The following is a 23,411-nucleotide window of genomic DNA, read 5'->3' on the forward strand; positions in this document are numbered from 1 at the left end:
ACTTTTACAACGAAAAATTAAAGCTCAAAATGCCCTTGCTGCTGCGTCGGCACAACCGAGCAGGGGTCCTGGTGAATAATCACATCTGATCCAGGGAAACGACGCAAGAGAGCTTGCTCCACTTGTTCAGCAATAACATGTGCTTGAACCAGTGGTAGGTTGTCTTCCATTTCGATATGAACTTGAATAAAGCGGGTCGGCCCTGACTGCCGCGTTCGTAGATCATGCGCCCCTTTAACACCCGGCCATGAATTGATGATATCAATAATTACTTGTCGCTCGTCATCGGGTAAAGCGCGATCTAAAAGAGACTGCACGGCTTCATAACCCATACGCAGCGCGCTATACAAAATATAGACACCAATACCTAAAGCAAATATCGAATCTGCGCGGTGCCAGCCATGCCAGGACAACGCTAGCGCAACCAGAATGGCTCCATTCATCATAACATCAGACTGATAATGAAGCATATCTGCTCGAACCGCCTGGCTTTGTGTTTTCCGCACGACCCAGCGTTGGAATGTCACCAGAATTAACGTGCTGACTAATGCAATGACCGTGACCACAACACCCACTACTGGCTGTTTCATTGGCGACGGTTCAGCTAAATGCTGAATGCCAGTCAAAAACAGGAACAGCGCAGAACCGGAAATAAACATACTTTGCGCCAGTGCTGCCAGCGATTCAGCTTTGCCGTGGCCAAAAGTATGTTCTTCATCTGCAGGTTGCAGCGAGTAACGCACGACAAGTAGGTTAGTCAGCGACGCAGCAATGTCCACCAGCGAATCGACCAATGCGGCCAGAATACTGACCGAACCGGTGTTCCACCAGGCGAAAATCTTTATCAAAAGTAACAGTGAGGCCATTACCGTCGCGGCAATTGCTGCACGGCTAACCAGCATCCCATATTGTTGATTCATAGGGGCTCCAGCAAATCATTGCTGGCTAGTATAGCGGATTCATGTGAACCATCAGGCAAAAAAAACCCGCCTTGGTAGGCGGGGAAGACAGGGATGGTGTCTATGGCAAGGAAAACAGGGTTTGTTACTGGTTACTACGCTTACTGCTACTACTCAGTTCCTGCAACGAAGACATCTGTTGCAGATCCGCTAGTTCACGAAATTGATCCATGCGCTGTTGGTGTTTGTCGTTTAAAACGGCCTGCTGCTCAGGCGTTAACAAGCGGTACATTTGATTGCGTACTTTCGCCATTTCAACCTGGCGAGCCACTTGTTCTTGTGCCATTTTTTCAGCCTGGACACGCACTGCCGTTTCATCAAAATTTTCAGCGATGACCAGATTATGCATGGTCTCCATTTCGCTTACATTCACGGGTGGGCTATCATGCCGTGCCCGTTGCATTAGATCGCGCATTTGTTGGCGCTGTTGTTCGGTCAGGTTTATCCCTTCGAACATATGGCTCTGAAGGTTATTACGCTTAACTAAGCCTTCACCGCCTTGATACCAGTTGTCGCTTGCCTGACTGGACAGGGTTATCAGAGTCAATGTAGAGGCCATGACGGCAGCGGTAACATTGCGCATCACTTGCTCCTGAAATCATCTGTGCTGCGATTCAACGAGAGTCAGTCTACGATTCCCGCTGCAAACTAGCGTCAGGGGGTGTAAAACAACGTAAAGTCATAGATTAGCGCGCCTTGATGACGTAATTTCTGCCTCGGAGGTAATTTAACAATGAATAAAATTCTGCTAGTTGATGATGACCGAGAGCTTACTTCCCTGTTAAAGGAACTGCTCGACATGGAAGGTTTTAACGTAATTGTTGCCCACGACGGCGAGCAAGCGTTGGAGCTTCTTGATGACACCATTGACCTTTTATTGCTCGACGTGATGATGCCAAAGAAAAACGGCATTGATACGTTAAAAGAGTTGCGCCAGTCACACCAGACTCCTGTCATTATGCTTACAGCTCGAGGAAGTGAACTAGATCGCGTTCTCGGCCTTGAACTGGGTGCAGATGACTATCTGCCTAAACCATTCAACGATCGTGAACTGGTGGCCCGTATACGCGCTATTTTGCGTCGTTCACACTGGAGTGAGCAGCAGCAAAACAGCGACAGCGGTTCTCCGACGGTCGAAGTTGACGGTTTAAGCCTGAATCCTGGTCGTCAGGAAGCGAGCTTTGATGGACAAGCGCTTGATTTAACCGGCACCGAATTCACCCTGCTCTATTTGCTTGCACAGCATCTGGGCCAGGTCGTTTCACGCGAACACTTAAGCCAGGAAGTTCTGGGCAAACGTCTGACACCTTTCGACCGCGCTATCGACATGCATATTTCCAACTTGCGTCGTAAGTTACCGGATCGCAAAGATGGGCATCCGTGGTTTAAAACATTACGTGGCCGCGGCTACCTGATGGTGTCTGCTTCATGATAAGTAGCCTTACCGCGCGTATTTTTGCCATCTTCTGGTTGACGCTGGCGTTAGTGCTGATGCTTGTACTGATGCTGCCGAAACTGGATTCGCGTCAAATGACCGAGCTGATGGAGAATGAGCAACGTCAAGGCATCATGATTGAACAGCATGTCGAAGCGGAACTTGAAAACGATCCACCGAACGACCTGATGTGGTGGCGTCGCTTGTTCCGGGCCATTGATAAATGGGCACCACCCGGACAACGTTTGTTACTCGTGACCAGCGAAGGGCGAGTTATTGGCGCCCAGCGCAATGAAATGCAGATTATTCGTAACTTTATCGGCCAGTCTGATAACGCCGATCATCCGCAAAAGAAAAAGTATGGCCGCGTGGAATTAGTCGGGCCATTTTCGGTACGTGATGGTGAAGATAACTACCAACTCTACCTAATTCGCCCAGCAAGTAACTCCCAATCTGATTTTATTAACCTGCTGTTTGATAGACCTTTATTGCTGCTTATTGTCACGATGCTGGTCAGTTCACCGCTGCTGCTGTGGCTGGCATGGAGTCTGGCAAAACCTGCACGTAAGTTGAAAAATGCCGCCGATGAAGTGGCTCAGGGTAATTTACGTCAACATCCTGAACTCGAATCCGGGCCCCAGGAGTTTCTGGCAGCCGGTGCCAGTTTTAACCAGATGGTTACCGCGCTGGAAAGGATGATGACAACTCAACAAAGACTGTTGTCCGATATCTCTCACGAATTGCGGACCCCACTGACCCGCTTGCAATTAGGCACCGCTTTATTGCGACGCAAAACCGGTGAAAGCAAAGAACTGGAGCGTATCGAAACGGAAGCTCAGCGTCTGGATGGGATGATCAACGACCTGCTGGTGATGTCCCGTAATCAGCAAAAAAATGCGCTGGCGAGCGAGACCATGAAAGCCAATCAAATCTGGTCCGAAGTGCTGGATAACGCAGCCTTTGAAGCAGAACAGATGGGTAAATCGCTGGAGGTGACCTACCCGCCAGGCCCATGGTTGATGTACGGCAATCCCAACTCGCTGGAAAGTGCGCTGGAAAATATTGTTCGCAACGCATTACGCTATTCACACACGAAAATTGCGGTTAACTTCTCCGTTGATAATCAAGGTATTACTATCACCGTAGATGATGATGGCCCAGGCGTTAGCCCGTCCGATCGTGAACAAATATTCCGTCCTTTCTACCGTACAGACGAAGCGCGCGATCGTGAGTCAGGCGGTACGGGTTTGGGATTAGCGATTGTAGAAACTGCCGTTCAGCAACATCGTGGTTGGGTGAAAGCCGACGACAGTCCTCTGGGTGGATTGCGCCTGATACTGTGGTTACCGCTCTACCATCGTTAATTCTTCATCGTAAAGAACAGGTCCTTCGGGGCCTGTTTTCCTTCTGGTAATAAATTGATATTCTGCGCGCCAAGTCTTATGGGGGCAGTATGCTAAATATCGTTTTGTTTGAACCTGAAATCCCACCGAATACCGGGAATATCATCCGTCTGTGCGCCAACACTGGCTTCCGGTTACACATCATTGAACCAACAGGCTTTGGCTGGGATGATAAGCGTCTGCGCCGCGCCGGGCTGGATTATCACGAGTTTGCTGCTGTGAATCGCCATAAAGACTATGACGCCTTTCTGGAAGCAGAAAATCCGCAGCGTCTGTTTGCATTAACGACCAAAGGCACCCCAGCCCACAGCGCAGTGAGTTATCAGGATGGTGATTATCTGGTGTTTGGCCCGGAAACACGTGGCCTGCCTGCAACTATTCTTGATGCATTGCCCGCTGAGCAAAAAATCCGCATCCCAATGATGCCGGACAGCCGCAGCATGAATTTATCAAACGCAGTATCGGTAGTGGTGTATGAAGCCTGGCGTCAGCTTGGTTATCCTGGCGCCGTTTTGAGAAGTTAGATTCCGTCGCCGTACTCGAAGCCATTGCTGGCTCCGTTAAAGTGCTGATCCATATCGATGGCAGGCTTATCGCTTTCAGGCTTGCCAACAATTCGAGCAGGAACGCCTGCTGCCGTGGTATGTGGTGGCACAGGTTGTAACACCACGGAACCTGCGCCAATTTTCGCCCCGCGCCCTACTTCAATATTGCCCAGGATTTTAGCCCCGGCACCAATCATCACGCCTTCACGAATTTTTGGATGGCGATCGCCGCTGGTTTTACCTGTACCGCCCAACGTGACCGACTGCAAAATTGACACATCGTTTTCGACAATGGCCGTTTCACCGATCACAATGCCGGTCGCGTGGTCGAGCATGATCCCGCAACCAATTTGGGCTGCCGGATGAATATCCACCTGGAATGATACGGAAACCTGGTTTTGCAGGAAAATCGCTAACGCCCGACGCCCCTCTTTCCACAACCAATGACCGATACGGTAGGACTGCAAGGCATGAAAGCCTTTCAGGTATAACAGCGGAGTGGAATATTTATCAACAGCCGGGTCACGGGTACGCACAGCCTGAATATCACACGCGGCTGAGGCAATCATTTGTGGTTCTGCCGCGTATGCTTCTTCGACAACCTCACGAATTGCGATAGCGGGCATAATCGGGGAAGCTAACTTATTGGCGAGCATATAGCTCAATGCACTACCGAGATTTTCGTGCTTGAGGAGAGTTGCATGATAAAAACTGGCCAACATCGGTTCACAATCGGCAAGCGCTCGTGCTTCAGCTTTAATATTGTTCCACACCAGATCCAGTTCTTCAGACGACATTGCTCTCTCCAGACAGAAAAACAGCGCCCGGTACTTAGTACCGGAACGCTTCAGTTATCGCGGTTGTGTTGTTCCATCAGTTGCTGTTTCGTTCATCCTTGCGCGTTCGACCCAGCAACGTTAATGCTGCCTCGCGAGCGTTTTTTCCGCAATACAATACCTGATAAATTTCCTCGGTTATTGGCATTTCGACGCCAAAACGCGCCGCCAACTCCCGCACTTCTTTGGTATTGCGGTAACCTTCAACGACCTGGCCGATTTTCTGCTGTGCCGAATCAACATCCGCACCCTGCCCCAGCGCCATGCCGAAGCGACGGTTACGTGATTGGTTATCCGTACATGTCAGAACCAGATCGCCCAAGCCCGCCATTCCCATGAAGGTTTCAGGATCAGCACCCAAGGCACAACCAAGACGAGTCATCTCAGCAAGACCACGGGTAATCAACGCTGTACGTGCGTTCGCCCCGAAGCCAATGCCATCAGACATCCCCGCACCAATTGCAATCACATTCTTCACCGCGCCACCTAGCTGCACGCCAATGAAGTCAGGGTTGCTGTAAACACGGAAGCTTTTGCCGCAGTGCAGCAATTGCTGGAGGTCTTGAGCGAAGGTTTCATCCGTTGCCGCCAGCGCGATTGCCGTCGGCAATCCTGCAGCCAGCTCTTTGGCAAACGTCGGGCCGGAGATCACCGCTAACGGGATTTCATCGCCAAGAGCTTCACGCGCAACGTCTTGCAACAAGCGTCCGGTGTCCGCTTCCAAACCTTTTGTCGCCCAGACGATACGAGCATCGTTACGCATTAACGGTTTGATTTGACGCAGCACCTCCCCAAAAACGTGACTCGGCACGACAACCAGAATATTACGGCTGGCAGACAGTGCTTTCGCTAAATCGCTTTCGAGGTGGAGAGTGTCAGGGAAAGGGACATCAGGAAGAAACGCCGCATTACAGCGATCGGCCTGCAATGTAGCAAGGTGTTTAGGGTCATGGCCCCACAGTACAACGTGGTGACCATTACGCGCCAGGGTGATGGCAAGAGCGGTGCCGTACGAACCGGCACCGATCACAGTCATTGAGGCATTAAGGCTATTCATCAGGCATCCTGATGGTTTTCAGCACCTTCGCCGTTTTGCTGCTGCAGGTAACTCATGAACAGCGCATCGAAGTTAACCGGTGCAAGGTTCAGCTGCGGGAAGGTACCACGAGAAACCAGGCTAGTGATTGCTTCACGTGCATAAGGGAACAGAATGTTCGGGCAGTACGCACCCAGGCAATGTGCCATCTGCGGACCTTCGATCCCACCGATGGAGAAGATACCTGCCTGCTGAACTTCACACAGGAATGCAGTGTCTTCGCCCAGTGTTGCGGTCACAGTTACACGCAACACAACTTCATAGACGTCGTCTGCCAGTTGGCTGGAAGCGGTATCAAGATCCAGCTTCACTTCTGGCTGCCAATCTTTCTGGAAAACGTGCGGCGCATTAGGTGCTTCAAAAGAAATGTCTTTGGTGTAGACGCGCTGAATCTGGAAAGCCATTTCTGTGTTGTTTTGTTCTGACATTGTTAACCCTTAAAAAATTAATACGTCCTTAAACGGCAGTAAGCGACAAAGGAGTTGCACTAGCGAAGTAGGGGATCGAGTCCACCACGAGCATCAAGTGCATACAAGTCATCGCATCCGCCAATGTGCTGTGCGTCAATAAATATCTGCGGCACTGTGGTTCGCCCACTGCGTTTAATCATCTCTTCACGCTTAACGGCATCACCGTCAATCGCTAACTCCTGAAACGTGACCCCTTTGCTTTGCAGCAGGTCTTTTGCACGGTGGCAAAACGGACAGGTTGCTTTAGTGTAGATTTCAATATTCGCCATGGTCTTCTCCAATGTGCGTCTCGATTTATTTACCGCGAACTAATGGCAGGTTATCCCCGCTCCAGCCAGCAATACCTTCTTTGAGCAAGGTGACTTTCTCGAAACCGGCTTTTGTCAGTAATCCGGCTGAATCTTGAGAAGTTACGCCATTGCCACAAACCACGATAACAGGCTGCGCTTTATGTTTTTCCAGCTCACCGAAGTTACCACTTTTAATATCAGCTGGCAGGACATTCAATGAGTTAGCAATATGGCCTTTGCGATAATCATCACGTGAACGCACGTCGACTACAATGGCATCTTCTTTATTGATGAGGCGTGTTGCTTCGCCACGGGTGATGACCTTCACCTTGGAGGTTAAACCTTTAAAGGTCATGAAAAGTACGGCGGCAAACAAGCCAACCCACGCCAGACTAAGTATGGGATGACGACCAATGAATTGCATAATTTCTTGCATGGGGGGGTGTAGCTCCCGACTAAGTAATATGAAAAAACCAAGTGAGGAGTATACATTTGCATTGTGCCAAATACAGCCAGTCTGCGTTAGGTTATGTTGATTCTGCGGACTGTTACGAAAAAAATTACCTTAACGACGTAAAACCGATCACAATCCAACCCGTTTCTTTGATCTTCTGCGGCTATTTACCCCGTGGCCTGTAGTAAAATTACGCAAATTTTGTCTTTGACTTAGAGGTTATCGCAATGTCAGTTACTAAAAAACCTATGGTTCTGGTGATTCTGGATGGCTATGGTCACCGTGAAGAGCAGCAGGATAACGCTATTCTGAATGCTAAAACCCCGGTTATGGATAACCTGTGGGCACAGCGTCCACATACCTTGATTAACGCTTCTGGTATGGAAGTCGGTTTGCCAGACGGCCAAATGGGTAACTCCGAAGTGGGTCACGTAAACCTTGGCGCTGGCCGCATTGTTTACCAGGATCTGACTCGTCTGGACGTGGAAATTAAAGAACGTACTTTCTTCTCCAACCCAACGCTTACCGCCGCAGTAGACAAAGCTGTTGCCGCAGGTAAAGCAGTACACATCATGGGTCTGGCGTCAGCTGGCGGCGTTCACAGCCACGAAGAACACATTCTGGCAATGATTGAACTGGCTGCTGAGCGCGGTGCTGAAGCAATCTACCTGCACGCTTTCCTGGATGGTCGTGATACTCCACCTCGCAGTGCAGAGTCTTCACTGAAGAAATTTGCTGATAAATTTGCATCCCTGGGTAAAGGCCGTGTTGCCTCGCTGATTGGCCGTTACTACGCAATGGACCGCGATAATCGCTGGGACCGCGTTGAACTGGCTTATGACCTGCTGACTCAAGCAAAAGGTGAATTCCAGGCAGAAACTGCCATTGCAGGTCTGGAAGCAGCATACGCTCGTGATGAAAATGACGAATTCGTTAAACCAACCGTGATCCGCGCAGAAGGCGAAGCTGATGCAGCCATGAACGACGGCGATGCGCTGATTTTCATGAACTTCCGCGCAGACCGTGCTCGTCAAATTACTCGTACATTTGTTAACGCTGACTTCGACGGGTTTGCTCGTAAGAAAGTGGTTAACTTCGGTGATTTCGTGATGCTGACTGAATACGCAGCAGACATCAAAGCCGCATGTGCCTACCCACCAGCATCTCTGACCAATACATTTGGTGAGTGGATGGCGAAGCACAATAAAACTCAGTTGCGTATCTCCGAAACTGAAAAATATGCGCACGTTACTTTCTTCTACAACGGTGGCGTTGAAGAGCCGTTTGCTGGCGAAGACCGTATTCTGATCAACTCCCCGAAAGTTGCCACCTACGATCTCCAACCAGAAATGAGTTCTGTAGAACTGACCGAAAAACTGCTGGCAGCAATCAACAGCGGCAAATATGACACCATCATTTGTAACTATCCAAATGGTGACATGGTTGGGCATACCGGTGTTTACGAGGCGGCTGTGGCAGCAATCGAGGCGCTTGATAACTGTATTGCTCAGGTTGTTTCTGCCGTTGAAAACGTGGGTGGGCAGTTGCTCATTACCGCTGACCACGGTAACGCAGAGCAGATGGCTGATCCGGCAACAGGTCAGGCTCATACTGCGCACACCAGCCTGCCAGTTCCGTTGATTTATGTGGGTTCCCGCAGCGTGAAAGCTGTAGAAGGCGGCAAGCTTTCTGACATCGCTCCGACTATGTTGAACCTGATGGGTATGGAGATCCCGCAAGAGATGACTGGCAAGCCGCTGTTCATCGTGGAATAATCCCTCCCCATGAGGGGAAAGGCGATTTATTCAATAACATGGGCCGTGAAATCGAAAATGTTTTCAGTCAGGCCTATTTTATACGCCAGCGTTCTAAGCGCTGGCGTATTGTTATGCCCTTTTACCAGCCACGCCGACGATCGCGACCAGTTGAAATCTATCCAGCAGGATATTGCGACTAAAGAGCGCGCGGTACGTCAGCAACAGCAACAACGATCAACATTACTTGCCCAACTTCAGGCGCAAGAAAAAGCGATTGCCGAAGCCAGCCGCAAGCTGCGCGACACGCAAAATACGCTTGCCGATCTCAATCGCCAAATTGCCACCATGAATGCTTCCCTCGCGAAACTGCAAAAACAGCAGGCATCGCAGGAGCGTAATCTGGCCGCTCAACTCGATGCTTCATTCCGCCAGGGTCAACATACTGGTATTCAGCTGATTTTAAGCGGTGAAGAAAGCCAGCGTGGGCAACGCTTGCAGGCTTACTTCGGCTACCTGAACGCCGCACGTCAAGAAACCATTGAACAGCTTAGGCAAACTAAAGCAGAAGCGGCGGAGCAAAAAGCGAGTCTGGAATCGAAGCAAACCGAGCAACAGACGTTGCTCTACGAACAACAAGCTCAGCAAGCTAAGCTTGAAAGTGCGCGCAACGAGCGTAAAAAAACACTCTCTACTCTCGAATCCTCTTTGCAGCAAGATCAGCAAAAGCTGAGTGAAATGCGCCAGAACGAATCGCGTCTGCGTGATCAACTCGCCCGCGCAGAAGCCGCAGCCCGAGCTCGTGCCGAGAAAGAAGCACGTGAAGCTGAACAGGTTCGAAACCGTCAAAAAGAAGCGACCAGCAAAGGCAGTACCTACAAACCCACAGAGAACGAACGTTCGCTGATGTCACGCACCGGCGGTCTCGGGTCACCTCGTGGGCAAGCATTCTGGCCAGTTCGCGGCTCAATCTTGCATCGCTTTGGCGAACAGCTTCAGGGTGAGCTACGTTGGAAAGGGATTGTTATCGCCTCAGGTGAAGGCACTGAAGTTAAAGCCATTGCTGATGGACGCGTGATCCTTGCTGATTGGCTACAGGGTTATGGCCTGGTCGTTGTCGTTGAGCACGGAAAAGGCGATATGAGTTTGTACGGTTATAACCAGAGCGCACTGGTTAATGTTGGAACACAAGTTCGCGCCGGCCAGGCTATTGCTCTGGTAGGCAACAGTGGCGGTCAGGGCCGCCCGTCACTTTATTTCGAAATTCGTCGCCAGGGCCAGGCCGTCAATCCACAACCGTGGTTGGGAAGATAAGTTTTGCTTCAAATCCGTCGTGTGTTTTTCTCTCTCGTCAGCACACTGGTGCTGACAACCCCCGTTTACGCCGGAAAACTGGCAATTGTGATAGATGATTTCGGTTATCGTCCCGCACAAGAAAATCAAGTTATCGCACTGCCTTCTAACATTTCTGTTGCCGTTCTGCCCAATGCTCCTCACGCCCGCGAAATGGCCACCAAGGCGCATAATGCCGGGCACGAAGTGCTGATTCACTTGCCAATGGCCCCTCTTAGCAAACAGCCTTTGGAAAAAGACACCCTGCGCCCGGATATGAGCAGCGGTGAGATCGAAAGAATCATCCGTGACGCGGTCAATAAAGTGCCCTTCGCTGTGGGTTTAAACAACCACATGGGTAGCGCCATGACCTCCAGCCTGTTCGGTATGCAGAAAGTGATGCAGTCACTTGGGCAATACAATCTTTATTTTCTCGACAGTATGACGATAGGAAATAGCCAGTCGATGCGGGCTGCTGCAGGTACTAACGTCAAAGTTATCAAGCGTAAAGTCTTCCTGGACGATACACAAAACGAAGCCGATATTCGCTTCCAGTTTAATCGGGCAGTAGAGTTAGCTCGCCGAAATGGTTCCGCGATTGCCATAGGCCATCCGCATCCGTCGACCGTACGCGTGCTGCAACAAATGGTCTACAACCTGCCTTCGGATATTACGTTGGTGCGCCCAAGCAGCTTGCTCAACGAACCTCAGATTGATACTTCCAGGCCAAATAATACGCGCCCTGTACAGCCTGTTAAACCGACTGAACAACCCAGAAATCCTTTCAGTGGCGTGAAGCTTTGCAAGCCTAAGAAACCGCTGGAACCCGTGTATGTCACCACATACTTTACTGTTTTGAGCGACAGTATCAGTCAAAGCACGCTGGTGAAATATATGCAGTATCAATGGCAGGGATGGGACACAAGCAAACCTCAGTCCTGACGCGATACACGCGCAGAGGAAGTCGTGGCTGAACTTTCTTTGCGCGCGTTCTTGTGTTCCTGCCCTTTTTTATACCAGGCTTTAAAATATTTCAGGAAACTATAGAGAGTGGCATAAATACCCGTAACGACTCCTACTCGTCCGGTTCGCCATGCGCCGCTAAATAAATACCATTTAAAAAAAGCCCCTATAGCGCTAAATATCCCTCTGGTAAGTGAAGGAGTGATATCTTTGTTGACAACAAGTCTTGTGGTGTAACTATTTAATTTATTAAAAACTTCATGAAGATTATAAAAAGTATCATGACGAACAAAACCAGGTATTACTGATGAGTGAGAATACCCGGTAACCTGATCGTCCACAGGGCGATCGTTAAATTTTGCTTGCTGGCGATTAAACAGTCGGACGGGAAAATCAGGTGAGGAAACAGGATAAATTGTTCTGACTTGTTCACCCAACACGAACCAGTAGCGCGAAATTCGCCATGACTGCCCTGCCTCTGGGCTTTCACCGGATTTCAATGCCAACAGATAACTCACCGTCCTATCATCAAGTATCTCATCGCTATCCATACAGAATACCCAATCGTGGCTGGCAAGAGTGATGGCATAATTCATTTGCTGACCATGTGTCTGGAATTTATTGTAGACAGGTTCAATACCAAACCGACGAGATATATTAATCGTTTCATCAGTACTTCCGGAGTCTGCAATAATAACTTCATCGGCAACTTTCATTAATGGCGTCAATACATCACTCAGCAAACGAGATGAATTAAAGGTCAGGAGACAAACAGTTAATTTAAACATAGCCACACATCGAAAAAAGGAAAAACTATATAATGAAAAAACCACCAACTTTAAAATAAATGATGTCCGGTTTCATATTATATATAATCATAAAACTGGAAGCAGCGCCGCATGAACAGCTAAAAGCATTAGTTATCACACTTATCAGCCTTTATAATGCGGGCTGATTATTGCTACAAAGGCCTGGGCTTCAATGACGCAACAACGGCGTAAAATTCTCCTGCTGGATAACGGTAAAGAGTGGGGTGGCGGTACCAACAGCATGTTGGAACTGCTCAAACGTATTGACCGTCAGCGGTTTGATATCACGTGCTGCTTTTACTACAACTACGCACGCGGAGAAGGTGAAACCATTGAGAAGGTGCTAAATAGCATTGATATCCCTGTTATTTTCATCCCGCAGCGCAAACAGCCGGGTTGGGCAAAAGTCAGCAAAGAAGTGGCACGCGCATTTTTGTTTTTCAGCAAGGCTGGGCGCAAAAAAGTGACCGCGTATATTGATGCTCAATGGCGAATCCAACCGAACGCAAAACGTATTCGCGAGATAATCCAGCGCGATAATTACGAAATTCTGTACATGAATAACCAACCAGGATCCAATTTGGAAGGTTATCTGGCGGCAGAGCCACTTGATGTTGCTGTCGTTCAACACTGCCGTATTGAGCCAGTGATGAGTCAGTCGATTTCCAGAATAGTGAACCGTGTCGGCGATGCCGTTATTGCCGTCTCCCATGGTGTAGAGCGGGTATTGCTCAATCATGGAGTGAAGAAATCACTCTGTGTTACGGTTCCTAACGCCATTGACATACACCAACCTCTGCCCTCCGGTATGGCGATACGCCGGTCGTTAGGCATTGAAGACGGCACATTTCTGTTTGGCAGTATTGGGTCATTGATCCCGCGAAAATCCTGCCACCACACGCTCGAAGCTTTGCATCGTTTTCAACTGCAGCACCCCGAAGCAAAATGGAAGTTTGTCCTGGTGGGAGAAGGCGCAGATCGCGAAAAGTTAAAGCGCCAGGCAGCTGATTACGGATTCGCCGATCGCGTGATTTTTACTGGCTTCCGTAATAACCCACTGGATTATTTGGCCGCGTTTGATGCCTTCATACTTGCTTCTAAAAGTGAGGGATTGCCGCGAGTTGTCCTCGAATCCATGTTGCTCAAAACTGTAGTTATCGGTTCAAATGTGACAGGTACTGCTGAGTTAATCGACTCAGGTCGCACCGGTCTGCTCTACCCATATGGTGATACCGTTAAACTCGCTTCGCAACTTCAGCAAGTGTGGCAAGATAGCGAATTACGTGATGCTTTAATTGAGCAAGCTTACGTGCGTGTGATTGATAATTATGCGATCGAGCACTATGTTGCCGGTGTCGAAGCCGTTCTTGGCGCAGCAAAACCAACCCGGAATGAAAATGTTTAAATTTCTGAATGCAAAATATCGCCATATTACGGCGCGACATAACATCCCTTATCAGGAGCCAGCAGTTGGAAGTGCTGCTGTGCCGGTAACGTCAATTGTTATTCCTTGCGCTGGCGCGGATTACATCGAAGAAGGTTTGCTTTCAGCAACGTTCGCGGCACGTTTCGCTCCTGATGTTGAGGAGATCGTAATTGTTTCCGATCGCCCTGCTATAGAGTTTGGCGAACTGCCACCTAAAACCCGAGTCGCAACGCTTGAGCTCACACAGCGTGAAGAAGGCTATCGTTACAAGCAAATTTACCTAAGTCGCTTAATCAAGCTGAATGCGCCTTTGCAAGCTCGTACCGACGGTATTTTGATGATCGACTCCGATCTCAACTTGCTGCAAATGCCACGTTTTAAAATCGAAGAACATCATATTTATTCCAGTTTCCGTCAGGGGAAAATGATCGCCAAACTGGATAAAGCACCGGCCGAAAAAGTGCCTGCGTATTACAAAGATACCGTTCGTCCATACATTGTCGATCACGTTAACGGGGCTTTCCTGGCCGCATCACGAAAAACCTGGCGTCGAATCTGCCCGTTATGGCTCACGTTATTCAAGGACACATGGGAGCTGATGGACGATAGCCAACCGCCAACAGACCAGCTACCTTTGGCTGCATTACTGGATATGCTCGATATCAAAACAGTGAATTTGGGTGACTGGATGAACTGGCCGGTATCCAAGAAAATTGGGGGCGTAGCCTCAGTTATCCCAAAACCGGTTGTTGGTGCACATGGCGGCTTCCCACTTTCAGAATGGCAAAAATATCTTGTCTCGCCGGAGAGCGAATTGCTGTTTAAAGGACAAGATTACACCCGTAAAGTGCGTTACCTGACGGATGCTGAAAAGCTTACTGCAAGCGAATAAAGATGTTAAAAAGGCCGGTTTCCCGGCCTTTTTTAATCATCACGGCGTGATTAATCCCAGCTAAGAATCACTTTGCCTGACTGCCCGGAACGCATTGCATCAAACCCTTTCTGGAAATCATCGATACCAAAACGGTGAGTGATAATTGGTGATAGATCCAGACCAGACTGAATCAATGCCGCCATTTTGTACCAGGTTTCGAACATCTCACGTCCGTAAATCCCTTTGATGAACAGGCCCTTGAAGATAACTTTCGTCCAATCGATAGACATATCTGATGGCGGGATCCCCAGCATCGCAATACGGCCACCGTGGTTCATAGTATCGAGCATGGTACGGAATGCTGGTGGTGCACCTGACATTTCCAGGCCCACATCAAAGCCTTCAGTCATACCCAACTCTTTCATCACATCTGTCAGGTTTTCTTTGCTGACGTTTACCGCACGGGTGATACCCATTTCACGCGCCAGTTCAAGACGATACTCGTTCACATCAGTGATGACGACGTTACGTGCGCCGACGTGCTTAGCTACGGCCGCAGCCATAATACCAATCGGGCCTGCACCAGATACCAGTACATCTTCGCCGACCAAATCGAATGACAGCGCGGTGTGAACAGCGTTGCCAAACGGGTCAAAGATAGAAGCTAAATCGTCGGAGATGTTGTCAGGGATTTTGAAAGCATTAAAAGCAGGCAGGACCAAATATTCTGCAAAACAGCCAGGACGGTTCACACCGACGCCTGTCGTATTACGACACAGGTGAGTACGGCCCGCACGGCAGTTACGGCAGTGACCACAGGTAATATGGCCTTCGCCGGAAACACGATCGCCGATTTTAAATCCTTTCACTTCCTGGCCGATTCCGACCACTTCACCTACATACTCGTGGCCTACAACCATCGGAACCGGAATGGTCTTCTGGGACCATTCATCCCAGTTATAGATATGCACATCGGTGCCGCAAATCGCGGTTTTACGGATTTTGATCAGCAGATCGTTATGACCCATTTCTGGCTTGGGCGCATCCGTCATCCAGATGCCTTCTTCTGCTTTCAGTTTCGCTAATGCTTTCATGACCGCTCCCTCAGGCGATAACGCCCAACTTTTTACCGATACACGTAAATGCGTCAACCGCACGTTCAATTTGCTCTGTGGTATGTGCCGCAGACATTTGAGTACGGATACGCGCCTGACCTTTTGGTACCACCGGGAAGAAGAACCCAGTGACATAAATGCCTTCTTTTTGCAGTTCACGAGCAAAGTTCTGCGCCACAACAGCCTCACCTAACATCACAGGAATGATGGCATGATCAGCACCGGCTAAAGTAAAACCAGCCGCGGTCATTTTCTCGCGGAACAAGCTTGCATTAGCCCACAGGCGATTACGCGTTTCGGCGCCCGTTTCCAGCATTTCCAACACTTTAATCGAGGCAGAAACAATAGCGGGAGCCAAAGAGTTGGAGAAAAGATAAGGGCGAGAACGCTGACGCAACCACTCGATAACTTCTTTACGACCCGCGGTGTAACCACCGGAAGCGCCACCCAGAGCTTTACCCAACGTGCCGGTGATGATATCTACACGATCCATTACATCGCAGTATTCATGGGTACCGCGTCCGTTCTCACCCACGAAACCTACCGCGTGAGAATCATCAACCATGACCAGTGCGTCATATTGATCGGCCAGGTCGCAAACCCCATTCAGGTTGGCAATAACCCCATCCATAGAGAACACACCATCGGTGGCGATCATGATGTGGCGAGCACCTGCCGCTCGCGCTTCTTTCAGGCGAGCTTCAAGTTCTTGCATGTCGTTGTTGGCATAACGATAACGCTGAGCCTTACACAGGCGCACACCATCAATAATAGAAGCATGGTTCAGCGCATCAGAAATAATCGCATCTTCTGGTCCGAGCAACGTTTCAAACAAACCACCGTTGGCGTCAAAGCATGAAGAGTAAAGAATCGCATCTTCCATTCCCAGGAATCGAGCAAGTTTGCCTTCTAGCTCTTTATGGCTGTCTTGTGTGCCACAAATGAAACGAACAGAAGCCATCCCAAAACCATGTTTCTCCATACCCTGCTTAGCGGCATCGATCAGTTGTGGGTGGTTAGCAAGCCCAAGGTAGTTATTGGCGCAGAAGTTAATAACATGGCTGCCGTCAGCAACAGTAATGTCAGCCTGTTGGGCTGAAGTAATAATACGTTCTTCTTTGAACAACCCTTCCGCGCGTGCGGTTTCAAGTTGGGATGTTAACTGTTGGTAAAAATCTCCGCGCATTGCGATTCTCCAGGCATGGCTAATTTCAGAACATATTACCCAAACCTATACCAGGAGACGAGATGACGCTTCAATGAAATTGGAATTTTCAGCATAAATCACGAGGTGCTTTCCAGAATCGGGTTATTAGGAAAGACAATTCGGGTGGTGGTATGATAGGAGTCATATACGCGTGAGGTATTGGGCCTCATTGCCCCTAATTTTTTAAGGTTACGCTTATGATCATTGTCACCGGTGGTGCCGGATTTATCGGCAGCAACATCATTAAATCACTGAATGATATCGGTCTTACGGATATCCTGGTTGTAGACAACCTGAAGGATGGCACTAAATTCGCCAACCTCGTAGATTTAAATATTGCTGATTACATGGATAAAGAAGACTTCTTAATCCAGATTATGGCCGGCGAAGAGTTTGGCGATATTGGAGCAATCTTCCATGAAGGTGCATGTTCTTCCACCACTGAGTGGGACGGTAAGTACATGATGGATAATAACTATCAGTACTCTAAAGAAGTTCTGCATTACTGTATGGAACGGGAAATTCCGTTCCTGTATGCCTCTTCAGCTGCAACCTATGGTGGCCGTAACAGCGACTTTATTGAATCTCGTGAATACGAGCAACCACTGAACGTCTACGGCTATTCAAAATTCTTGTTTGACGAATACGTTCGTCAAATCTTACCTGAAGCTAACTCTCAGATTACGGGTTTCCGTTATTTCAACGTTTATGGGCCACGTGAAGGCCACAAAGGCAGTATGGCAAGCGTTGCATTCCATCTGAATACCCAACTGAATAACGGCGAGAATCCGAAACTCTTTGAAGGTAGCGACAGTTTTAAACGCGACTTCATCTATGTCGGTGATGTAGCAGCAGTGAATCTGTGGTTCTGGCAAAACGGCGTATCCGGTATTTATAACTGTGGCACAGGTCGAGCAGAATCCTTCCAGGCCATTGCTGATGCAGCACTCGCATTCCATAAAAAAGGCAGCATTGAGTACATTCCATTCCCGGAAAAACTCAAAGGTCGCTATCAGGCATTTACTCAGGCCGATTTAACCAATCTGCGTGCCGCAGGTTACGACAAGCCATTTAAAACTGTTGCCGAAGGCGTAACAGAATACATGTCCTGGCTTAACCGTGACGCATAAGCAGGTAGCCTGACGCATGAAAATACTGGTGATTGGCCCGTCATGGGTGGGCGACATGATGATGTCGCAAAGTCTCTATCGCACGCTCAAAGCGCGCTATCCCCAGGCAATCATTGATGTGATGGCACCGACATGGTGCCGTCCATTACTGTCACGTATGCCGGAAGTTAACGAAGCACTGTCGATGCCACTCGGGCATGGTGCTTTGGAAATTGGAGAGCGTCGTCGCCTTGGACACGCCTTGCGTGCCAAACGTTACGATCAGGCCTATGTGCTGCCCAACTCATTTAAGTCAGCGCTTGTTCCGTTCTTTGCCAATATCCCGCAACGCACGGGTTGGCGTGGTGAAATGCGCTACGGGTTACTCAATGACGCGCGTGTTCTGGACAAGCAGGCCTGGCCATTAATGGTCGAGCGCTACATTGCTTTGGCTTATGACAAAGGCAAAATGCAGTCCGCTAAAGATCTTCCCCAACCGTTGCTGTGGCCACAGTTGCAGGTTAACGACGGGGAAAAAATGCAAACTTGTCAGGCTTTTAGTCTTGATGCACAACGGCCGATAATTGGTTTTTGTCCAGGAGCTGAATTCGGCCCGGCTAAACGTTGGCCGCATTATCACTATGCTACGCTTGCGGGCAAACTCATTGATGATGGCTATCAGGTCGTGTTGTTTGGTTCGGCAAAAGATAAAGAAGCGGGTAACGATATCGTCGCCGCTTTGACCACGCAACAACAGGCTCATTGCCGCAATCTGGCAGGTGACACCGCACTTGAGCAAGCAGTTATTTTAATTGCGGCTTGCCAGGCTGTTGTGTCCAATGATTCAGGCTTGATGCATGTTGCCGCCGCGCTGAATCGTCCGCTTGTAGCATTATACGGTCCGAGTAGCCCTGACTTTACTCCACCGCTTTCACATAAGGCGCGAGTTATTCGCCTTATTAGTGGTTATCACAAAGTCCGTAAAGGCGATGCTGCAGAAGGCTATCATCAAAGCTTGATTGATATTACGCCTGAGCGCGTTATGGATGAGCTAACCGCCCTGATTTTGGCGGAGAAGGAAGCGTAATGCGGGTATTGATCGTCAAAACATCGTCAATGGGTGATGTCTTGCATACGTTGCCAGCCCTTACTGATGCGATGCAAGCTATTCCCGGCATCCGTTTCGACTGGGTTGTTGAAGAAGGTTTTGCTCAAATCCCAGGCTGGCACCCTGCCGTCGATAACGTTTTTCCAGTCGCAATTCGCCGTTGGCGTAAAAGTTGGTTTTCAGCCCCCGTAAAGGCCGAGCGTGCCGCTTTCTACAAAATACTACGTGCTGAAAATTACGACGCCGTCATTGATGCCCAAGGACTGATAAAAAGTGCCGCTCTGGTTACAAGAAAAGCCAGAGGGATAAAACACGGCATGGACTGGAACAGCGCCCGCGAACCATTGTCGAGCCTGTTCTACAACCGTCGCCACGCCATTGCAAAGCAACAACATGCGGTTGAACGCACGCGTGAGTTGTTCGCCAAAAGTCTGGGTTACCAAAAGCCAGCAGCTCAGGGCGATTACGCTATCGCGCAGCACTTCCTGACTACAGCCTCCTCCGATACGGGGAATTATTTCATTTTCCTGCATGCAACAACTCGCGACGAAAAGCACTGGCCGGAATCACACTGGCGAAATCTTATTCAATTAATGCATGATGCGGGATTACATATTAAACTCCCGTGGGGTGCGGAACACGAGCACAAACGAGCAATCCGTTTGGCTTCCGGATTTGATAATGTTGAGGTGTTGCCGCGCTTGTCGCTTGAACAAGTAGCCAAACAGCTTGCAGGAGCCAGGGCCGTAGTTTCAGTCGATACCGGACTGAGCCACCTGACTGCTGCACTTAATCGGCCGAACATAACATTATATGGCCCTACCGATCCGGGTTTGATTGGTGGTTACGGCGAAAATCAGCACGAACTACGAGGCGCAGAGAAAAGCATGGCTAACATTACCGCTGCAGATACGTTTACCGCACTCCAGAAAATTAGTCACATAGCAGCAGAATAACGATTAATGAGCTATCTATTCCTCTTTGTCATCTTTCTCCCGTTCAAGTTAGTCGGAAAACTGTTTTATAAAAAAACAGGCCGAAACTTGATGATTCAAACGGCAAAAATAGGTGATTTCGTCAATGTCACGCCTTTGCTCAGCCATCTGAAGAACAGTGATGTGTTAATCAGCAAAACAGTTCTTCCGTTGGCTAAATATGATGAAACCATCGACACTATTTTTCTTATCGAAGAACATAAAAAGAGCCTGTGGCGTAAGTTCCGTCTGGCATTCACTCTGTTGAATCGCTACGAAAACGTCTATTTGTTACAACCTAACAGCACTAATCTGTTCTTTGCTGCGGTTTGCAATGCAGCAAACAAGCAATTCCTCTCGACTTACACTCGCCGTTGGTATCACACTTTTTTTTACCTGACAGCGAACGGCATTGTTGAACATCGCAAAGAACAGCTAACTGTAGACGATTACCTTAAGCTTGCAGATCGCAGCCTAACCTGGCGTGATGTTCCTAAGCATGCCACCCTCCCGTTAAGAAAACCTACGACCTATCCACTATCACTGGATAAACAAAACGTAACCAAAATAGGTCTGAGTATTTCTGCAGGAAACAAATCAAAAACCATTCCTTCAGCAATCTGGAAGAAAATTTTTAATGCGTTAGAGGGATTAAATTGTACTTATTTTGTTTTTGGCCCTAAAAGTGAACAAGTATGGTTAGATGATCTACACCGCGAAGTCGGAATGCGGGAAGATATTGTGAGTCTGGTTGGTGAACTTCCTTTAGAAGATGTGCCTTTTGCCATCAGCAAAATGGATTTCTATATTGCATCAGACTCTGGAAATGTCTACATAGCTGATGCAGTAGGCGTCCCAATTGTTCTCATTTACGGTCCATGCTGCATTGCAGAACAAAGGCCTTTGGGGAATGTGTTGCTGATTGGAAGCAAAGAATATGAAAAATCATATATCTTTGAAGCACCTTATTATTTTGACCGAACAAGAGAAGAGATGTTTGCATTGAGTGATAACGATCTTAATGCTATCCGTGATTTCATCCACCAAAATCTACAACACAATGACATCATCAAAAATTAAATCAATTCTGTGTTGTGCTTTTAAAGAGTAAGTTATGGCAGATAAACCACTTCTAAGCATCATCATTGCTGCACATAATTGTGAAGAAACGATTAATGCCACGTTTCAAAGCTTGCTCGATGCTCTAGGTTCGGAGATTAATGAGTCTGAAATCATCATTATTAATGACAGCTCTGTAGATTCTACACACGAAAAAATAAAAAGCATTGCCCAACAATGTGCGCAAGTGGTTATTTCTACAGTAAATTATAAAAATGTAGGGTTAGTTCGTCAGCATGGAATTTCCTTGTCTCATGGGGAATACATCACAATGCTGGACAGTGATGACATAGTAAAATCAGGAAGTTTTCCTTCGATTCTTTCTTTTCTTCGAAAAATCCAGCCTGACATGTTGCTAACACGACTGCATGAAATTCGTGATCTCACAAAAATAGATCATCAATGGTCAGGTCTTAACCCTGAAAAAATATCTCAGGATGAAGCAATTACCCGCTTCTTAATCCATAAAGATCTACAAGCCCATCTGATTGGTCAGTTTATTAAGCGTTCAATTTATCTCAACAATGAAATTCCTGCCATGACGTGTTATGAGGATTTCTATGTATTTCCTCGAATGTTAATGAATGCAGTTAATATCTATTTTCAGTTTGACAGCCATTATTACTACATTAAAAGACAAGGCAGTCTATCTTCAGCACTAGATCCAATTAAAATAAATAATCTGCTAACCTGCACAGTGAAAATGGAAAATGATCTACCCGATAGATTCCACCACCTAATATTATGTCACTGGCTAGACATTTACCTTAAGTATAATAATTTATTGCAGGATGCAGAGCATAAAAATATCGTTAAAAAACATGTATTGCAGTCACATTCTTTAGGATTTTTTATTAACCGCCATGTTCGATTAAGTTATAAGAGAAAAGCTTTGAGTACATTATGGAAAAATTAAAATCTCGTCTCTATGTTACGGCATTTATTTTTGCAGCTCTTTCAATCGCATTCACTTTACTGAGCAATGGAAGGCAAAAAGATTTTTATTATATTGCTGTATATTTAAGCATTGTGGGTATGATTATTGAACGGAAGAACCTTTCGTTTAAGAAATTCAATATCGCATATCCGATAATATTACTCGGTGTCATAAAATTGATATGGTTTCTATGGCTAGGCCGCGATTCAACTGGCTATAATACCTATAGTGATCAATTTGGAGCTGGGAAAAAACTGTTACTGGGTGGGTTTCTGGTCTTTTACATAACACATTTCAAACACTATCTCAGAGCATTAAACTATAAGAATGTCATGCTTGCCATAATCGGCATTGCGTTTATATTAGCCTCATCTTATGCCTTTTGGCAGTCTTTCCATGGAATGGTACGTGTTGAAATGGCAATTAATCGAGCAACAATTTCAGCATATATTTACTCGACGTTGAGCATGATTTTTATTTATTTCTTGTACCTTCAAAAAAAACCAACATGCTATGTTATCGCGGCATTATCTATTTTAATCTCGTTTGTGGTAATTATTTTAACCGGCACTCGAGCCGCAATCATTTTTCATTTACTCATTATCGCAGTGATGACAACGTATTACTTCAAAAAAATCCATCTTAAATCAATGCTGGTTGTTTTGATTGTTGCGATATTTGCTATTTTCTTTTTGTATAAAAATTATATTTATCCAAAAATTGAGCAAACCTATGATGAAGTGAGTCTCTATCAGGAGGGGAAAGACAACACCTCACTAGGTGCTCGCTTCTCTATGTGGACCGTGGGAATAAATAACTTTGTCAATGCCCCTCTTGGGCAATCGATGCAATCTCGATTTAATTACTCAGATCAATTCACCACGCAAAATCCACAATATAAAAGTGCAATGGATTTTATCTCTGTCCATCTACATGATGAGATGATTGAAACATTGTCATTACAAGGGATATTTGGTGGTCTGGCATTATTATGGTTATACGTGAGTCTATGCTGGGTGGCTTTACGTGAGCGGAATACTCCATTATTGTTTGCAATGAATGGGTTGATTGTCTATGGCTTAAGTGATGTATTACTTTTAAGTTCAGAGGCGATATTGTTTTACGTTGCTGTAATTGGGGTATGTGGGATTAGTTTCCCACCCAAACAAAAAGAAGTGTAGTAAGAAAAGCCGGGC

Annotated in this window: 24 protein-coding genes; 14 read left to right on the top strand and 10 right to left on the bottom strand. The window is 47.5% G+C overall.

Annotated elements, in window-relative coordinates; all coding sequences use genetic code 11:
- Nucleotides 1-17: 17 nt before the first annotated feature.
- Nucleotides 18-920, bottom strand: a complete 903-nt coding sequence (gene fieF, locus RHD99_RS23350; protein WP_183272906.1) for a CDF family cation-efflux transporter FieF — start codon at nt 918-920, stop codon at nt 18-20.
- A 124-nt stretch (nt 921-1,044) separates the two neighbouring features.
- Nucleotides 1,045-1,542: a cell-envelope stress modulator CpxP gene (gene cpxP / locus RHD99_RS23355; protein ID WP_183272907.1), complete on the bottom strand. Its 498-nt coding sequence runs from the start codon at nt 1,540-1,542 to the stop codon at nt 1,045-1,047.
- A 150-nt stretch (nt 1,543-1,692) separates the two neighbouring features.
- On the opposite strand from cpxP, the gene cpxR reads away from it, so the two are divergent.
- From cpxR to trmL, 3 genes are all read left to right on the top strand, one after another.
- Nucleotides 1,693-2,391 (top strand): envelope stress response regulator transcription factor CpxR, encoded by a 699-nt coding sequence (gene cpxR, locus RHD99_RS23360; protein ID WP_034461436.1) that lies wholly within the window; start codon nt 1,693-1,695, stop codon nt 2,389-2,391.
- Complete coding sequence (cpxA, locus tag RHD99_RS23365; RefSeq protein WP_270141655.1) at nt 2,388-3,758, top strand: envelope stress sensor histidine kinase CpxA; 1,371 nt, start codon at nt 2,388-2,390, stop codon at nt 3,756-3,758. Before cpxR ends, cpxA begins: the two co-directional genes overlap by 4 nt.
- A gap of 89 nt (nt 3,759-3,847) precedes the next feature.
- Nucleotides 3,848-4,321: a tRNA (uridine(34)/cytosine(34)/5-carboxymethylaminomethyluridine(34)-2'-O)-methyltransferase TrmL gene (gene trmL, locus RHD99_RS23370; protein WP_120064389.1), complete on the top strand. Its 474-nt coding sequence runs from the start codon at nt 3,848-3,850 to the stop codon at nt 4,319-4,321.
- Here the strand turns inward: trmL and cysE are convergent.
- The 5 genes from cysE to RHD99_RS23395 all read right to left on the bottom strand — a co-directional run bounded on the left by cysE (nt 4,318) and on the right by RHD99_RS23395 (nt 7,470).
- Nucleotides 4,318-5,139, bottom strand: coding sequence for a serine O-acetyltransferase (gene cysE / locus RHD99_RS23375; protein ID WP_183272909.1), 822 nt, complete (start codon nt 5,137-5,139; stop codon nt 4,318-4,320). The genes trmL and cysE overlap by 4 nt on opposite strands.
- A 76-nt stretch (nt 5,140-5,215) precedes the next feature.
- Complete coding sequence (gpsA, locus tag RHD99_RS23380; protein ID WP_183272910.1) at nt 5,216-6,235, bottom strand: NAD(P)H-dependent glycerol-3-phosphate dehydrogenase; 1,020 nt, start codon at nt 6,233-6,235, stop codon at nt 5,216-5,218.
- A complete protein-coding gene (secB, locus tag RHD99_RS23385) occupies nt 6,235-6,702 on the bottom strand; it encodes a protein-export chaperone SecB (protein ID WP_139881178.1) in 468 nt (155 codons plus the stop codon). Before secB ends, gpsA begins: the two co-directional genes overlap by 1 nt.
- Nucleotides 6,703-6,761: 59 nt before the next feature.
- Entirely contained in the window at nt 6,762-7,013 is a 252-nt protein-coding gene (gene grxC, locus RHD99_RS23390) for a glutaredoxin 3 (protein WP_124022207.1), read from the bottom strand.
- A gap of 25 nt (nt 7,014-7,038) precedes the next feature.
- Nucleotides 7,039-7,470 carry a rhodanese-like domain-containing protein gene (locus RHD99_RS23395; RefSeq protein WP_183272911.1) on the bottom strand — a complete coding sequence of 144 codons (432 nt, stop codon included), beginning with the start codon at nt 7,468-7,470 and terminating at the stop codon, nt 7,039-7,041.
- A 245-nt stretch (nt 7,471-7,715) separates the two neighbouring features.
- Here RHD99_RS23395 and gpmM point away from each other — a divergent pair, with 245 nt between their 5' ends.
- From gpmM to RHD99_RS23410, 3 genes are read left to right on the top strand one after another with little or no spacing between them, the layout of a single operon-like run.
- Nucleotides 7,716-9,263, top strand: coding sequence for a 2,3-bisphosphoglycerate-independent phosphoglycerate mutase (gpmM, locus tag RHD99_RS23400; protein ID WP_309876917.1), 1,548 nt, complete (start codon nt 7,716-7,718; stop codon nt 9,261-9,263).
- Nucleotides 9,264-9,272: 9 nt separating this feature from the next.
- Entirely contained in the window at nt 9,273-10,556 is a 1,284-nt protein-coding gene (envC, locus tag RHD99_RS23405) for a murein hydrolase activator EnvC (RefSeq protein WP_309876919.1), read from the top strand.
- 3 nt (nt 10,557-10,559) lie between these two features.
- Nucleotides 10,560-11,516 (top strand): divergent polysaccharide deacetylase family protein, encoded by a 957-nt coding sequence (locus RHD99_RS23410; RefSeq protein ID WP_309876921.1) that lies wholly within the window; start codon nt 10,560-10,562, stop codon nt 11,514-11,516.
- On the opposite strand, the gene RHD99_RS23415 is transcribed toward RHD99_RS23410, so the two are convergent.
- On the bottom strand, nt 11,507-12,325 hold the full coding sequence (locus tag RHD99_RS23415; protein ID WP_309876924.1) for a glycosyltransferase family 2 protein: 819 nt from the start codon (nt 12,323-12,325) through the stop codon (nt 11,507-11,509). The genes RHD99_RS23410 and RHD99_RS23415 overlap by 10 nt on opposite strands.
- Nucleotides 12,326-12,518: 193 nt before the next feature.
- On the opposite strand from RHD99_RS23415, the gene RHD99_RS23420 reads away from it, so the two are divergent.
- A complete protein-coding gene (locus tag RHD99_RS23420; protein WP_309876926.1) occupies nt 12,519-13,751 on the top strand; it encodes a glycosyltransferase in 1,233 nt (410 codons plus the stop codon).
- The gene (locus RHD99_RS23425) at nt 13,744-14,664 is read left to right on the top strand and encodes a hypothetical protein (RefSeq protein WP_309876928.1); all 921 of its coding nucleotides are present in this window, start codon (nt 13,744-13,746) and stop codon (nt 14,662-14,664) included. Before RHD99_RS23420 ends, RHD99_RS23425 begins: the two co-directional genes overlap by 8 nt.
- Nucleotides 14,665-14,714: 50 nt before the next feature.
- Here the strand turns inward: RHD99_RS23425 and tdh are convergent, their stop codons facing one another.
- Complete coding sequence (gene tdh / locus RHD99_RS23430) at nt 14,715-15,740, bottom strand: L-threonine 3-dehydrogenase (protein ID WP_183272918.1); 1,026 nt, start codon at nt 15,738-15,740, stop codon at nt 14,715-14,717.
- Between the two features lie 10 nt (nt 15,741-15,750).
- Complete coding sequence (gene kbl, locus RHD99_RS23435; RefSeq protein WP_183272919.1) at nt 15,751-16,947, bottom strand: glycine C-acetyltransferase; 1,197 nt, start codon at nt 16,945-16,947, stop codon at nt 15,751-15,753.
- Nucleotides 16,948-17,165: 218 nt separating this feature from the next.
- Here kbl and rfaD point away from each other — a divergent pair, with 218 nt between their 5' ends.
- Genes rfaD through RHD99_RS23465 form a run of 6 tightly spaced genes read left to right on the top strand, consistent with a single transcriptional unit; the run spans nt 17,166 to nt 23,396 of the window.
- Nucleotides 17,166-18,098, top strand: coding sequence for an ADP-glyceromanno-heptose 6-epimerase (gene rfaD / locus RHD99_RS23440; protein ID WP_309876931.1), 933 nt, complete (start codon nt 17,166-17,168; stop codon nt 18,096-18,098).
- Between the two features lie 16 nt (nt 18,099-18,114).
- Nucleotides 18,115-19,164 (top strand): ADP-heptose--LPS heptosyltransferase RfaF, encoded by a 1,050-nt coding sequence (gene rfaF / locus RHD99_RS23445; protein WP_309876933.1) that lies wholly within the window; start codon nt 18,115-18,117, stop codon nt 19,162-19,164.
- A complete protein-coding gene (rfaC, locus tag RHD99_RS23450) occupies nt 19,164-20,141 on the top strand; it encodes a lipopolysaccharide heptosyltransferase RfaC (RefSeq protein WP_309876935.1) in 978 nt (325 codons plus the stop codon). The genes rfaF and rfaC overlap by 1 nt, the downstream gene beginning before the upstream one ends.
- A 6-nt stretch (nt 20,142-20,147) precedes the next feature.
- Complete coding sequence (locus RHD99_RS23455; protein ID WP_309876937.1) at nt 20,148-21,239, top strand: glycosyltransferase family 9 protein; 1,092 nt, start codon at nt 20,148-20,150, stop codon at nt 21,237-21,239.
- Between the two features lie 34 nt (nt 21,240-21,273).
- Nucleotides 21,274-22,194 (top strand): glycosyltransferase family 2 protein, encoded by a 921-nt coding sequence (locus RHD99_RS23460; protein WP_309876939.1) that lies wholly within the window; start codon nt 21,274-21,276, stop codon nt 22,192-22,194.
- Nucleotides 22,182-23,396 carry an O-antigen ligase family protein gene (locus RHD99_RS23465; RefSeq protein WP_309876940.1) on the top strand — a complete coding sequence of 405 codons (1,215 nt, stop codon included), beginning with the start codon at nt 22,182-22,184 and terminating at the stop codon, nt 23,394-23,396. Before RHD99_RS23460 ends, RHD99_RS23465 begins: the two co-directional genes overlap by 13 nt.
- The last annotated feature ends 15 nt before the right edge of the window (nt 23,397-23,411 follow it).

The organism is Buttiauxella selenatireducens (assembly GCF_031432975.1).
In the GTDB taxonomy this organism is placed as follows: Bacteria; Pseudomonadota; Gammaproteobacteria; order Enterobacterales; family Enterobacteriaceae; genus Buttiauxella; species Buttiauxella selenatireducens.